The following is a 13,955-nucleotide window of genomic DNA, read 5'->3' on the forward strand; positions in this document are numbered from 1 at the left end:
ACCTTGTTATGGATACTTTACTACTTGATCGAAACAAAATTATATACACATGAAACTATTCAAGAAAGAAGAGCCACAACCAATAGAAGTAGCCGGGCATGAGCTGTCTTGCCCGATTTGCTATAACAAACTGTTCTGGTCAAGGAGGGCTCAAATGAATTCCGCTGTGTCAAGCTTCTTCAACCTCGACTGGACTGACCGCACTGCCACTTGCTTTGTCTGCTCCGAATGCACTCATATTGAGTGGTTCCTCGGGTAATTTATTGCGAACCTGTTTTAACCATGACTTTTGGAGAGGACAACACAAGGCGCCCAAGAAAAGCAACCAACCCCACCAAACACCCCCACGCCATCCAATCTCCTATCTTCGAGTAGATAGTTGCTACCCCTTTCGTTGCCAGATGACTGACCATCACATGTTCACCCGCTGAGCTAAAGTCATTGGAGACTAGTACTTTTCCATAGTAGTCTGAGGCGATGGATGTAGCATTGCTAACGGGCCGCAGCAGCGAAAAACCATTTTCTATAGCTCTGACTTTGGCCATCCAGGCGTGATACGGAGCAATCTCTTTCCAGTCGCCGGAAGGGAGCAGCATTATGTCAGCATTTTGCTGCCCTGGCTGCCTCATCAGGTAGGGAAAGTCGGCGTCGTAGCAAATGGAAATCGCAATGCGGCCATAAGGCGTCTCAACAACAGGAACCTTTCCATCGCCTTGTATGCTCGGCTCTACAAGCGGCACAGGCTTGTTTTTAAAAAAGGTGTTGAGCACTTGTCCATCAGGGCCAATGAACAAAGCCTTATTCTCCAGGTACTTTGAACCCATGGTGACTTCGCCCGGGATAATGGAGGCCATCGTTAACAATAGATAGAATTGGTTTTCCATTGCCAGGTTTCTTGCCTTGGCAATAAGCTTGTCCTCAGTGGCTTTGGTGGTGAAAAGGAGCCCTTCGGAAAAAGAGACAATCTTGGCGCCTGCCACTGCTTCCTTTTTAGCGACAGAGAGCATGCTGTCCTGAAAGGCTTCCATTTGAAGATGGGAAGCTGCAAATATTGGATCTGTTGGATTTTCAATGAACTTCACAAGTCCCTTGTTTAGCTCCTGAAGTGCTGGTGAGGTTTGGGTAAGCTTGGACAGATCAACATCCAATCGGCTTCCAAACACGGCTTCATAAGTTGACTGAAGCAACTCGAGGTTTTGCCCTGTGATGCCGACGACCCTTACCGTAGTTGTTTCTTTCTGCCACAGTGAGTTGATTCTTATGCTTCCACCAATCAGTACAGCTACGAATAATGATGAGCATACAGTGGCTGGAGTTTTTATTGAGGAAAAGCTAAAGCCACTGGTGTACCATGCTGATAAAAGTGCCGAAACCCAGGTAATGAGAAACGTAACACCCCATAAGCCAGTAACGGCAACCAGCTGCATCAAAGCATCATTGTTCACCTGGGTATAGCCCATCGACCCCCAGGTGCCACCGCCATCGAAACCATTGAGGTAGTCGTAGGCCACATAAAGGCACGGAAACAGCAGAGTAGCATACCAGCCTTCAACTCTTTTTGAAAGCAAGCGGAAAAGAAAGAAGGGAATCAAGTGCTTCAAGGCACCAATCAGTGCGATCACCACAAATACGATGGTAGGGAAAGGCATTACTTTGTAACTGCCAATCAACGACGAAACATAAAGGACCGACAACCCCATTAACAGGCTTTTCCAGGGCTTGTATTCTTTCATCAACAAAATAAGGAAGGCCGGAGCCACCCAGGCTGCGGGAGCGAACATCCATTTAACTGATAGTAGTGAGAAGCTGATCGTTGCCAACACCCAAAGTGCAGTAGTTTTTGTGTTTGTGAAAGTTTTCATGATGTCTCTGTTTTTTGAACAAAGGAGACATATTGTACTCACTCCCACGACCGACTGCCGGAAGTCGAACGCTTTTTCAAAAAGAAAACTGCAAAAGGTTATTCCTACTGCCAGGCTATAAAAGGCTTTTCTGCCGGGAGATAAATCCGAAGCTTTATTATTTAGGTTGAAGCGGCCAGTTTATGTAGAGCTTCTTTCCTAAAGGCAGAAGGAGTGGTTCCAGTCTTTTCTTTGAAGATGGTGTTGAACGACGACTTGGAATTGAAACCGACCTTGTAGAGAACTTCCAGCACAGTAAGCTTTGAGTCGGGCGAATTGGACAGGATGGTCATCGCCTCATTGATCCTGTAAGAATTGATAAAGTCATAGTAGCTTTGACCTAGCTGCTCATTGAGTACCTGAGAAAGCTTTTTGGGTGCCACTTCCAGTTTTGCGCACAGCTGCTCAAGGCTTATTTCAGGATCCAGGTATAGCTTTTCATTTTCCACTAGCTGAATCAGTTTATCCTTCAGCGCTTGCTTTTCTTCGCTGCTTAGAGTTGAGCTTGTGTATTTGGCAGTGTCCTTTTGTTCAAGGCCAGCGAATATTTCAGGTTGTTGCAAGCCTTTGAAAACGACTGCATTCACGAAAAGAAAAAAGAGCCCCACCACTATGGCGAAGGTGGGTTGAAACCAGGCGTCAAGCCCGGCATACGGGGCCATCACATTCACGAGAGAAAATAAAAGAATGCCTGTCATGGTCAGTATCAGGAAGCGTAGCCAGGCAAGGCTGATTTTTTCAGTGGACGAAAAAAGGTCTTTGATTCGCTGCTGATAGAACCTGATTTCTTTCAGCGCCAGAAAAAAATAGCTCAAAACATGGCCATAAACCAAAGCTACCGAAAAATAGAAGCCTGGAGGAAGTTGCCGGTTGGCGATAGATTTTTGTACGAAAAGTTGCTCTTCCTGGCTGTAGGAATGATAAAAGACCTGAAAAGTAGTTGTGATAATTATAAAAGGAAGGAGATGAAGCAGGTGGGAAGTTTTCATCTGAAATCCTTCATAAACTACTGACCGGGTGTAGAACAATAGCAAGGGACCAAGCAATAAGGCAAAGCCGTCTTCGAGGTGGGCAATGGCCGGGTATTGTTGGTAAAAACCGGTTAAGCCGATAAGGCCGTCGGAGAAATTGATTCCCAAAAACAGAAAGAATAAGGCGAGCAGTCGATTGCTTAGCTTTTTGCCCTTTTTAAGGGCGAAGAGAAAAAAGGCAAGCAGCAATACTTGCAGGATGATGATGGGCAGAAGAGTATTTAATACTATGTCCACCGCTTTTCCTTTTATTGAAACACAATATCCTTCAACACCTTCTCGCCAAACTCCTTCTTGAAGATATCAAGTACCTTGGCTTTATTTAAATTCATCTCGCTTTTGAGTGGGGCTGAGGTGAGGCGGACGAACAACACATTGTCTTTTACAAAAAGCTTGGAGGTGCGGCTGGCAATAGGCTTACCCATGAGTCGTTCCCAGGAAGCAAGCAGCCTGGTGTGATCAAATTTCTCCTCAATATGGTAATTCTGGAGCATTTCCCTGATCACATCCTTCAGCTCCAGCGACTCGTTTTTTCTATCGTCTTTCTTTTTGTACATACTTTCCACTCTAAAAGTCTATCTCCTCTACTTTTCCTTCCTCCACTTTAAATAGCTTCTTGTCTTTCTTCAAGCCCTTAAAAAGCGTCATCGTTCGTTCTGGTCTCGCATCAGTTACAAACAACTGACCGAAGTCGTCTTCCCCTACAAGTTCCATCAATTTTTTGATGCGATCGTCATCAAGCTTGTCAAATATATCGTCGAGCAGTAGAATGGGCGCAAAGCTTTTCACCTGACTGGTGATGTCAAACTGAGCTAATTTCAGAGCAATCACAAAAGACTTTTGCTGGCCTTGGGAGCCAAACTTCTTCACCGGTTCTTCTTCCAGCAAAAACTCAAAGTCGTCCCGGTGGATGCCAAAAGTGGTTCTTTGCAAGGCCATGTCTTTATCGATCGCCTTTTTGAAGTTTTCCTTCCACGAGGTTTCGGAAAGCTCAGAAACGTACACCACCTTGGTTTGCTCGGCTCCCCCTGAAAGCCACTGGTAGCGGGGGCTGAACAAAGCTTCAAACTTTTCAGTGAAGTCCCGTCTGCTATCGAAAATCAATTGCCCCGACTTCATCAAATGCTCATCGTACACTGCGAGCAACGTTTTGTCCAGCCGCCTGGTGTCCCCATATTGCTTCAGCAGACTGTTTCGCTGCTTAAGGTAGTGATGATACACCATCAGGTTTTCCAGGTAGCTGGCATCCAGCTGGGAAATAATACTGTCGAAGAATTTGCGCCGACCGTCGCTGCCTTCCCTTATCAGGTCGGTGTCGTTGGGGGCGATCAACACCACGGGGAAGCGACCTATGTGGTCAGCCAGTTTCTCATACTCTTTTTGATTCACTTTGATGAGCTTTTTTTGCCCCGGTTGAAAAGCCACCTGCACCTGTTCTCCCTTCCCAGCCCCCTTTTTAGCAGCCTTCCATTCGCCTTTTATAAAAAAAAGTGGATCACCTTTCCTTATGTTTTGACTATCCACACTATTCAACGACCCTTTTGTCATCGACAAATAGTGGATCGCATCCAGCAAATTGGTCTTTCCTGAGCCATTTTTGCCCACAAAACAATTTATACCCTTTGAGCAGTTAATAGCAAGTGACTGGTAATTTCGGAACGACTCAAGGTACAGGTTACTCAGATACATTTACTTTTGTTGAATGAAGGCAATTTACTTATTTTGCGGGGGTTAAATCTGCCGGGCGCATTCCAGGGCAGCGTAACACATCCCAAAAGTAATATTACAATTCGTAGACACAGAAATATTTCCAATAATGGCTAGTGTAAAAGATAAGGCGAAGGCAAAAGCAACAGCGAAGGATAACTTTTCGAATGAAACCTACATGTTCTGGTATGAAACCATGCAGCTGATGAGGAAGTTTGAAGAGAAGGCGGGGCAGCTATATGGTCAGCAAAAGATACGTGGCTTCTGTCACCTTTATATCGGCCAGGAGGCTTGCGTAGCCGGCGCTATTTCTGCACTGGAAACAGGCGACAAGTACATCACGGCCTACCGTGACCACGCCCACCCAATTGGACTTGGATCCGATCCTAAAACCATCATGGCCGAGCTTTACGGTAAAGAAACCGGTATTTCGAAAGGCAAGGGAGGTTCCATGCACATGTTCGATAAAGAGAAGGGTTTCTTTGGCGGGCATGGTATCGTTGGAGCGCAGGTGCCACTTGGCCTGGGAATTGGGTTTGCCGAAAAATATTTGAAGACAGGTAAGTTGTGCGTCACTTACATGGGAGACGGTGCTGTTAGACAAGGTGCTTTTCACGAAGCGCTTAACCTGGCCATGACTTACAAGATTCCTGTGATTTTCGCTATCGAAAACAACGGCTATGCAATGGGTACTTCTGTGCAGCGTACGTCCAACGTAACCGAGCTATATAAACTGGGTTCTGCGTACGACATGCCTTCATTCCCGGTTGATGCCATGTCGGTTGTTGATGTGCACCATGCATTTGCCGATGCGGCCGAGCGTGCCAGAAAAGGTGACGGACCCACGCTTTTGGAGCTTCGGACTTACCGTTACAAAGGACATTCAATGTCTGACCCTGCCAAGTATCGCACCAAAGAAGAGCTTGAGGAGTACAAAGCAAAAGACCCGATTGAGCAGGTTCGCCAATTGATACTCGATAAGAAAATTGCCAAAGAGGCTGACCTCGAAAAGATCGACGACAAAATTAAGGATCAGGTAGCTGAGGCTGTCCAGTTCTCCGAGGACTCAGGCTGGCCCGATCCGTCAGAATCGCTAAAAGACGTGTATGCCCAGCAGGACTACCCTTACCTGATGGAATAGTACTTATCATTGGTCATAGAAGCAAAAAGAGCTGCCCATCAGGCAGCTCTTTCGTTTATATAATGAATGAAACTTTACACTTTCAAACGAATATTGACTTTTTCCAGTAAGCTGGTGATGTAAATAACCAGCAGCGAAAACAGCAATGTTTTGACAAGCCCCACAACCCCAACTGTAGCAAAATTGGGAAGCCAGGCCGCAATGGTGACCATAAAGATCGGGTAGAACCAATAGGGCACCAGGTAACAGGTGAGCGTGCTTCTTCCCGCTGGTGCCAGAAAGCCAGCCCAACTCGTCTTCTTCCACACGTCGGCAATCAGATAAACCAGCGCAAACGAAATGGTGCTTATGCCAGCGCAGATGGCTGTCCAGGAAGGCGTAGCCCTGATTTTAGATATTCCCCATTCAGGGCGGGTAATGAAGCCAAAGGCCAGAGATATAACAGCAAAGGCCAAACAAGCGGTAAGAAAAAGGCTCAGTTTGTTCTTTTGACCAAAATAAGTGAGCATAAGGCTTACCCACACGCCGCTGAGCACACTGGCGTGGTTGGAGGCATTCACAACGAGAAGTCCCTTTGGCACCCCTCCCAGCAGGCCGTTCATTTGGTGAATATTGAATAGATAGAAGGCCACAAGTATTGCTGAGATAATAACTATTCTGTCACCTACGAAAACGTAGATAACCGAGCAGAAGAGATAGGCCCAGCCAATGAGTCCAAGAATGCCCCACCAATGTGTTTTCATCCAGACGGGGTTGTCTGTGGGCCCTCCTTTATATATGGCACACAGGGAGATAAGAATGCCGATGCCTGCTACCTGCATCACCCACTCAGGCACTTTGCCGAAGGCATTTTTGTCTTTATAGTTGTTCCAAATGAGAATAAACCCAATAGCCATAAGGATCTGCCAGGCTTGCTTGGGGATAGGAATCAGTTCTTTGTTGATGCTCTCCAGATTCACCATCATTACCCCCATCACAATTAGCGCCAGGCTTCTTTTAGCAATGTGGATAATCACCTCAGTGTTGTTTTCTCCCTTTGCCCTGCGTGCCTTAATGGCCATGGGCACTGAAAGGCCTACTATGAACAGAAATGCTGGAAACACCACATCTGCCAGGCCGAGACCGTCTTCGTTACCCGCTTTGTGGCCCATCCATTCCGGCACTTCACTGAGCGACCACAGGTCATTCACAAAAATCATGAGCAGCATGGTGAGTGCCCTGAAAATATCTATGGAGGCGATACGATTGTTCATGATCATCAATGTTATTTTGACTGGCTATTGATTGCCGAAAACATAGCCTTAAAGCAATTGGCCTGACCATCTTCAGAGGTGCCTTTTTCCTTCAGCTCATAGTACTTGTCAAGAAAACCGTCAGCACCACTCCATACGGTGTGCATCATACCAAGGTATCTTTCCTTCAGTACTTTACTGCCATTTTCTCTCAGAGCTATTGTTTGTGCTACTTGTTTTTTGGCAGGCTCTGGCTTATTCCATGGGCAGGTGATTACCGAGAGGCCTTTCATGGCCAGGTAGGCCGCTGTTGGGTCGGCCCGTTCATAGTGCCAGTCGCAAATGACCACATCTTTGGGAATCATGTCCACCGCCCTGTGCGTGTTGTTCATGCTCGCCTCCCACATGCCCAGTCCGGTGTTACTTCCGTCTAACAACCGATCACCCCAAATCCACAGCTTTCTCCCTTTCTGTGCCAGGTGGTTTCTTATAGTAGTGACTTCTCCGGCAAACAGCTCTGCCTTGTCCATGCCTTTGCAGCGTGGGCACTTGTCGTCCCCAATGTAGAACACCTCATCCATGCCTGCGTGGAAAGTTTTGGCCTCAAACACCTCCATTATTTCGTCTACCAGATCGAAAACTACCTTGTGCACATCAGGATGCAGCGGGCAGTAGCTTTTGCAATAGAGCCCGTCCGGGTTAGGCCACTCATACTTTTCCGGCATGGTCACATGCGGCGTTTCGTCAAACTGAGGATATTCTTTCAGCAGGGCATAGGTGGTGCTGGCCCACGATTGATGCCCAAGCAGATTAATTTGCGGGATCAATTCAATATTACTCCGTTTCGCAGCCGCCACCAGCTTTTTGACCTCCTCCTTTGTGAGGCCATCTTTGTCGGCAAGTTTTGGGTAAGACTTGTACTGATACTTCCAGTCAACCCTCAACACCAGGGTGTTTACATTGTTGGCCGTCAGTTCATTCTCCATGAATTTAATGAAGCGGTCAAGGCTTTTGGAACTCGGTGCCACTATCGCCAGCCCCCGTACTGGCATGATGGAATCAAGTGGCTGAGCCTGGATGACGCCCCCTAGGCAGAGCATAAAAAGAAATGCGATTTTTTTCATAGTGGTGTTCTTTAGCAGGTTATGAGTCATCAGTCAATTTAAAAATATTAAAGTGTTTGCGCACACAATTCACTGGAAAGGTGATGAGTGGTAATATGAAAGATAAATAGGGGGGTTAAAATAATGTAGTTGTTTAATAGCTGATAGTCTTTATTTTATCGAAAAAAATATATCTTTGCGACCTCAAAAGATTAGGATAAATGGCGAAGACTAAAAAGGCGTCAGCTAGAAAGGGTAAAGAGCACGGAAATGATTTGTTGGAAAGCCCCGAAGCGTTAGCCGAACAACTCACCCGTACAGAAGAATTTATTGAAAAGAACAGGCAGCTGGTATTTGCCATTGGTGCTGTCATTATTTTGGGAGTCACCGGGTTCATATTTTATAATTACTATCAGTCGAACCAAAATACGGCTGCTCAGAAGGAGCTCTTTCAGGCAGTTTATTATTTCGAGGCTGACAGCCTTGGACAGGCCTTAAATGGTGATGGAAACAACTATGGTTTTCTTGATATCATTGACCTGTATGGCAGCACGAAGGCTGGCAACCTGGCTAACTTTTATGCCGGAGCCACCTACCTGAAAATGGGCGATTTCGAATCAGCCATTCGTTACCTGACGTCGTTTGGAGCTTCTGACGATTTGGTGCAGGCCAGAGCGTATTCACTCATTGGAGATGCTTACATGGAGCAGCTGGACTACAAGAACGCAGCAGACTACTATCAGCAAGCATCAGACTACAAACCGAACAAGCAGTTTACGCCTGTGTATTTAACCAAAGCGGCCATTGCTTACGAAAGGCAAGGAGATTTAAGTGCAGCACTGAAGTGTTACACAACCATAGTAGATAAGTTTTACGGAGCAGCTGAATACCAGGACGCCAAGAAACACAAGGCCAGACTGGAAGCCCTCGCTTCAAAATAGTTGATGAAAACATCGGCAGAAGGAGGGATAAAGATAACTTTATCCCTTTTTTGTTTCTAAAAACCAAAAAATGGCGTCTTCAGAAAAGAACTTGAGCAGTTTCTCCGGCAGTAACGTTGGGGACGTAAGCAAAAAGAAATTTGGTATAGTGGTCTCTGAGTGGAATGAAGAAGTGACAGAGGCGCTTTTTCAGGGTGCTTACGGGGTTTTGGTAAAGCACGGAGTAAACAGAGACAATATTATCAGGAAGAACGTGCCCGGCAGTTTTGAGCTAAGCCTGGCTTCTCAGTGGCTGGCTCAGCAGGCAGACATTGACGCTGTTATTAGCCTCGGTTGCGTGATACAAGGCGAAACAAAGCATTTTGACTTCATTTGCCAGGCCGTGGCCAACGGTATTACAGAAGTGGGCTTGAAGTACAATAAGCCCGTAATTTTTGGAGTTTTAACCACCAATAATAAGAAGCAAGCATTGGAAAGAGCTGGCGGAAAGCACGGAAACAAAGGAGACGAGGCAGCCATCACGGCCATAAAAATGCTTGGATTTTAAACCTATCTAGTAACAATGATTGTAGTAAAATTCGGAGGTACATCAGTTGGGAAGCCTGAGCGGATGCATTCTGTGAAGGACATAGTGATGAGTGTGCCAGGCCAGAAGCTGGTCGTTCTTAGTGCCGTGTCAGGCACCACCAATGAGCTCATTGCGATTTCTGATGAGTTCTCCAATGGCAATATAGAGGGAGCGCTTGACAGAACCAGGAAGCTTTATGCGCAGTATGTTGACTTTGTGCAACAGCTTTATGCAACTGAGGAAGGCAAGCAAAAGGGAACTGACGTCATCGACAGATACTTCCAGCAGATTGAAACACTTGTGAAGCAGCCCTTTTATGGTAAAGCCAACAAGCTTCTGGTCGCTCAGGGAGAGATTATTTCCACCAGTCTTTTTTATGAGTACCTCAATGAGATTAAGGTTCCGGCTGTGTTTCTTTCAGCACTCGACTTCATGTACCTTAAAGACAATGGAGAGCCCGACCTTGACTTGATTTCCGAAAAGCTGAGGAAAATTTTGGCAGGCATCGACAATAAGAGTGTAATAGTTACTCAGGGATACATCTGCAGGAACGCTTCTGGCGGTGTCGATAACCTGAAAAGAGGAGGAAGTGACTATACCGCTACCCTCATTGGAGCTGCCATCAAAGCAGAAGAGGTTCAAATCTGGACGGATATCGACGGAATGCACAACAATGACCCGAGGATTGTTGAAAACACAATGCCTATTGCAGAGCTGTCGTTCGAAGAGGCAGGCGAGCTGGCATACTTTGGAGCAAAAATTCTGCACCCTACCTGTATTCTTCCGGCGCAGCAAAAGAATGTGCCGGTTCGTTTGAAAAATACTTTGAATCCAGCTGCCCGGGGAACCTTGATTACATCTAACAAAAACCCAGACGCAATCAAGGCCATTGCTGTCAAAGATGGCATCACAGCTATCAAAATCAAGTCAACCAGGATGATTCTGGCCTACGGCTTCCTGAGAAAGATTTTCGAGGTATTCGAAAAGTACCAGACTTCTATCGACATGATTACGACGTCGGAGGTGGCTGTGTCGCTCACGATAGACGAGCCCACTTACCTCAACGAGATCATCGAAGAGCTGAAGCCCTACGGCACCATAGAGGTCGACAAGAACCAGTCGATTGTGTGTATTGTGGGCGACTTTGTTGCCGACAAGAAGGGCGTGGGTAAAGACATTTTCGCTTCGCTGGAGGATATACCTGTCAGAATGATTTCGTACGGTGGAAGCAAAAACAATATTTCTTTGCTCATTGACACCATCTACAAAACAGAAGCGCTGAAGGTTTTGAACAAGGGATTATTCAATTTATAATCCCTTGTTCTTTTATCAAACGGGCTGGCTGTAGAAGAAAATCAACCACACAATGATGAACAGTGGAATGAGGATCGGAATGGAGAATCTCAATATATAGCCAAAGAAGGACGGCATTTTGATGCCTATTTGTTCGGCTATCGATTTCACCATAAAGTTCGGTCCGTTGCCTATGTAGGTCATTGCACCAAAAAACACCGCCGCAATAGAAATTGCTTTTAATGCCAGCACCGAATTAGCAAAAGTACCGCCGGCCGCAAATGCCGTCACATCACTGACCTGGCCGATATCTCCCCCTTTGGCAGCCATAGCTGCAGTCAGAAAGTTAAGATAGGTGGGAGCATTGTCCAGAAAGCCTGAGAGTGCGCCAGTACCCCAGTAGAGTGAATTGTGGGTGATGAGTGGAGCGCCGGCCTCAGATTGAGCAAAGTTGCTTACCAGCTCAAGAGCGGGCATCATGGTGCCGAAGATCCCTATAAAAATAAAGGCGACCTCTCTGATAGGTTCAAAGTTGAAGTCGTTGCCCTCCAGTGCCTTTTTCTCCGCAAACTTGAATGAAAGGAAGGCAGCGGAAAGCATAATGATTTCTCTAATGAAAGAAAATTTTTGCCCTTCGTAGTGTATGGCCGGAACCCATTCTAGAACATTCGGATCAAGGAAAACAGAAAGAATAATGACCAAAAGCCAGCCGAAGTTTCTGGCGCCGACCACGGTTACCTTATTGGTGAAAACCTGAGGATCCTCGCCGAAGCTATAGTCCGCTTTGTTGTTTCTGTCGATGAAGTAAAAAATCGCCGCCAGGAAGACAAGCGCAAAGACCCATGAAACGCTGTTGTTCAATAGTGTCCAAAAGAAGGGAACGCCTTTCAAAAATCCCAAAAACAGCGGAGGATCACCAATAGGAGTAAGAGAACCACCAATATTGCTTACCATGAAAATAAAGAAGATGATATGGTAGGCCTTGATCCTGTTCTTATTGAGCCTGATAAACGGCCTGATCAGCAGCATGGAAGCGCCGGTGGTACCAATGATATTGGCTATTACTGCTCCAACAAGCAGGATAATGATATTGGTCAGGGGCTTGGCTTCTTTGTCCACATTGATCATAATGCCCCCACTGGCAACAAAAAGGCCCGTAAGCAAGGCGATGAATTGTATGTACTCAGCCAGCGCATGCACTGGATTGTGCACGTTGTGCAACACAAACAAATAATACAGCACCACTAGTATGGCAAGCGATACAGCTACAATTGGGTAGTTTTTGTGCCAGAAATGCTCGTAGAACAACGGCCCCGTGGCAATCATTAACAGTAGCAGCACGAAAGGAATGACCAACCAACCTGGCGCACTGGGGTGCTCTCCTTCTTCAGCATGCCCATCCTCCGCTGTGCCGGGGGCTTCCTCAGCACTGTCACTCAAGTCAATATTGGCTGCCACCTCATTGTTTTCATGCAATGCTTTTGCTTTTACTTCATTGGCAAAAACGCTCGTTATAAGAGCGACACTAAGGCACAGAAATATTGCAATTTTTTTCATCAAAGGCCGATCAAAGTAGAGTGTTAGGTTCTGGAGGAGGGGCGCTACTGCTTTGCCAATTAGCTCCTCTTATTTTTACACTTGGTTAATTCCTGCTTAAATAAGTTGTTTTAGTGCGATTTCAAAAGAAGTTTTAGGTATTTGTTAACCGTGATTATGTAGCTGGTATGATTTCGAAAGAGAGCGCCCCGATGAGCTTCGAAACACGGCATATGAGCACAGCAAACACTATCACATTTTAGTCCCCCTCGAGCATAAGATAGGTAAAAACTATCTACTATTCTAAATAGAAATGACTAGTCGGGTTCCTGGTGATTCCCAAAACCACTTTTAACATCGTTAGTGGCTGATAGAGCCCACAAGATGCGGTGTACCAGTTTAGCTATTATATCGACACCTTAAAATTTCCATGTAAGCTTCCTGCCGACACATCTTTTTTGCTGCCGGTCACTTGAGAGGAAACGTTGGGTTGTCCGAGAAACCTTTGCAATCCGAGGAAGGCAAACACCAATGCTTCCTTAAACTCAACTGTTTTTCTATCGGGTGCCTCGTAAGTAAACTTTCCTTTGCCATAAATATTGAGAGCGTCCATCAGGAACCCGTTTAACGTACCACCACCTGTAACCATTACTTTTTCTGTAGAAGATCCAAGGCCATCCATACCATTATTCACCTGAAAGGCAATGTGATGAATGAAAGTGCAGAGGGCATCTTTCACTGGTGTGCTGCTGTTGTCAAGTAAAGTCGCTACTTCTTTCTCGAACCATTCGTAGCCCAACGATTTTGGACCTTTTTGCTGAAAATAATCAAGCTTGTTGAGCGATTGAAAAAGGGAATCACTCATGGATCCGGTTTTTGCCACTTCACCATTTTTGTCGAAGCTCATCCCAAGCTTCCTCGCCAGATGGTTGAGCCCCATGTTGCAGGCACAGGTATCAAAGCCTTTCATAGTGTTTTGACTGTGCAAGGCGACATTGGCTATGCCACCAAGATTAAGAAAAGCATGGTAGCCAGGAAAAAGATAGTGTTCGCCATAAGGAACTAAAGGAGCACCTTGTCCACCATTCAAGACGTCTTGAAGTCGGAAGTTGGCAATAACTGGTAGCTGAGAAAAATGACTGATGGCTTCAGGATTCCCTATTTGAAGCGTGAGAAGTTTCTCGGGCTGATGGAACACAGTGTGACCATGAGAACCTATTAATAGTGGCTGAATCCCATGCTTCCGGCAAAAGGCCTTGACGCTCGTGCCGAAGAATTTTCCGAGCTCAACATCCAGCAAGGACAACTCAAGGCCCGACAGCGTCACCGAATCTTTGAGCTTCTGTTGCATTTCGTCATCATAAGCTATCGATTCAGCAGCTTCGATAACATAACTCCATTTGCCTTGAGCCAGCCGAAACCGGCATGCTGCCATGTCGAGCCCATCCAGAGAAGTCCCCGACATAAGCCCGATCACAAGAAACTCTTTTTCCATAATTGCA

General features: G+C 46.1%; 13 protein-coding genes. 5 read left to right on the forward strand and 8 right to left on the reverse strand.

Translation table 11 applies throughout. The features are described from left to right. The first annotated feature begins 49 nt into the window (after positions 1–49). Entirely contained in the window at positions 50–259 is a 210-nt protein-coding gene (locus tag AAC052_RS05010; RefSeq protein ID WP_152001722.1) for a hypothetical protein, read from the forward strand. Position 260: 1 nt separating this feature from the next. On the opposite strand, the gene AAC052_RS05015 is transcribed toward AAC052_RS05010, so the two are convergent. The 4 genes from AAC052_RS05015 to recF all read right to left on the reverse strand — a co-directional run bounded on the left by AAC052_RS05015 (position 261) and on the right by recF (position 4,621). Then, positions 261–1,862 (reverse strand): nitrilase-related carbon-nitrogen hydrolase, encoded by a 1,602-nt coding sequence (locus tag AAC052_RS05015; protein ID WP_339811446.1) that lies wholly within the window; start codon positions 1,860–1,862, stop codon positions 261–263. A 161-nt stretch (positions 1,863–2,023) separates the two neighbouring features. Further along, positions 2,024–3,169 carry a helix-turn-helix domain-containing protein gene (locus tag AAC052_RS05020; RefSeq protein ID WP_317488640.1) on the reverse strand — a complete coding sequence of 382 codons (1,146 nt, stop codon included), beginning with the start codon at positions 3,167–3,169 and terminating at the stop codon, positions 2,024–2,026. Between the two features lie 11 nt (positions 3,170–3,180). Then, positions 3,181–3,489 carry a DUF721 domain-containing protein gene (locus tag AAC052_RS05025; protein WP_152001725.1) on the reverse strand — a complete coding sequence of 103 codons (309 nt, stop codon included), beginning with the start codon at positions 3,487–3,489 and terminating at the stop codon, positions 3,181–3,183. Between the two features lie 10 nt (positions 3,490–3,499). Next, positions 3,500–4,621, reverse strand: a complete 1,122-nt coding sequence (gene recF / locus AAC052_RS05030) for a DNA replication and repair protein RecF (protein ID WP_339811449.1) — start codon at positions 4,619–4,621, stop codon at positions 3,500–3,502. A 127-nt stretch (positions 4,622–4,748) separates the two neighbouring features. Between recF and pdhA the strand changes: the two genes are divergently transcribed. Continuing rightward, positions 4,749–5,780, forward strand: a complete 1,032-nt coding sequence (gene pdhA, locus AAC052_RS05035; protein WP_317488638.1) for a pyruvate dehydrogenase (acetyl-transferring) E1 component subunit alpha — start codon at positions 4,749–4,751, stop codon at positions 5,778–5,780. Between the two features lie 74 nt (positions 5,781–5,854). Here pdhA and AAC052_RS05040 read toward each other — a convergent pair whose 3' ends face one another. Then, entirely contained in the window at positions 5,855–7,033 is a 1,179-nt protein-coding gene (locus tag AAC052_RS05040; RefSeq protein ID WP_339811452.1) for a DUF5009 domain-containing protein, read from the reverse strand. Between the two features lie 11 nt (positions 7,034–7,044). Next, entirely contained in the window at positions 7,045–8,136 is a 1,092-nt protein-coding gene (locus AAC052_RS05045; RefSeq protein ID WP_339811454.1) for a family 20 glycosylhydrolase, read from the reverse strand. 200 nt (positions 8,137–8,336) lie between these two features. Here AAC052_RS05045 and AAC052_RS05050 point away from each other — a divergent pair, with 200 nt between their 5' ends. From AAC052_RS05050 to AAC052_RS05060, 3 genes are all read left to right on the forward strand, one after another. Then, positions 8,337–9,056, forward strand: a complete 720-nt coding sequence (locus tag AAC052_RS05050; RefSeq protein WP_339811456.1) for a tetratricopeptide repeat protein — start codon at positions 8,337–8,339, stop codon at positions 9,054–9,056. 70 nt (positions 9,057–9,126) lie between these two features. Continuing rightward, on the forward strand, positions 9,127–9,603 hold the full coding sequence (gene ribH / locus AAC052_RS05055; RefSeq protein WP_152001731.1) for a 6,7-dimethyl-8-ribityllumazine synthase: 477 nt from the start codon (positions 9,127–9,129) through the stop codon (positions 9,601–9,603). A gap of 15 nt (positions 9,604–9,618) precedes the next feature. Next, positions 9,619–10,938 carry an aspartate kinase gene (locus AAC052_RS05060; protein WP_339811458.1) on the forward strand — a complete coding sequence of 440 codons (1,320 nt, stop codon included), beginning with the start codon at positions 9,619–9,621 and terminating at the stop codon, positions 10,936–10,938. 15 nt (positions 10,939–10,953) lie between these two features. On the opposite strand, the gene AAC052_RS05065 is transcribed toward AAC052_RS05060, so the two are convergent. Together AAC052_RS05065 and AAC052_RS05070 are read right to left on the reverse strand one after the other, a co-directional pair. Next, positions 10,954–12,474, reverse strand: a complete 1,521-nt coding sequence (locus tag AAC052_RS05065; protein WP_339811460.1) for a sodium:proton antiporter — start codon at positions 12,472–12,474, stop codon at positions 10,954–10,956. Between the two features lie 385 nt (positions 12,475–12,859). Then, entirely contained in the window at positions 12,860–13,948 is a 1,089-nt protein-coding gene (locus tag AAC052_RS05070) for an anhydro-N-acetylmuramic acid kinase (RefSeq protein ID WP_317488631.1), read from the reverse strand. Positions 13,949–13,955: the final 7 nt, after the last annotated feature.

This window comes from uncultured Imperialibacter sp., assembly GCF_963974565.1.
Classification (GTDB): domain Bacteria; phylum Bacteroidota; class Bacteroidia; order Cytophagales; family Cyclobacteriaceae; genus Imperialibacter; species Imperialibacter roseus.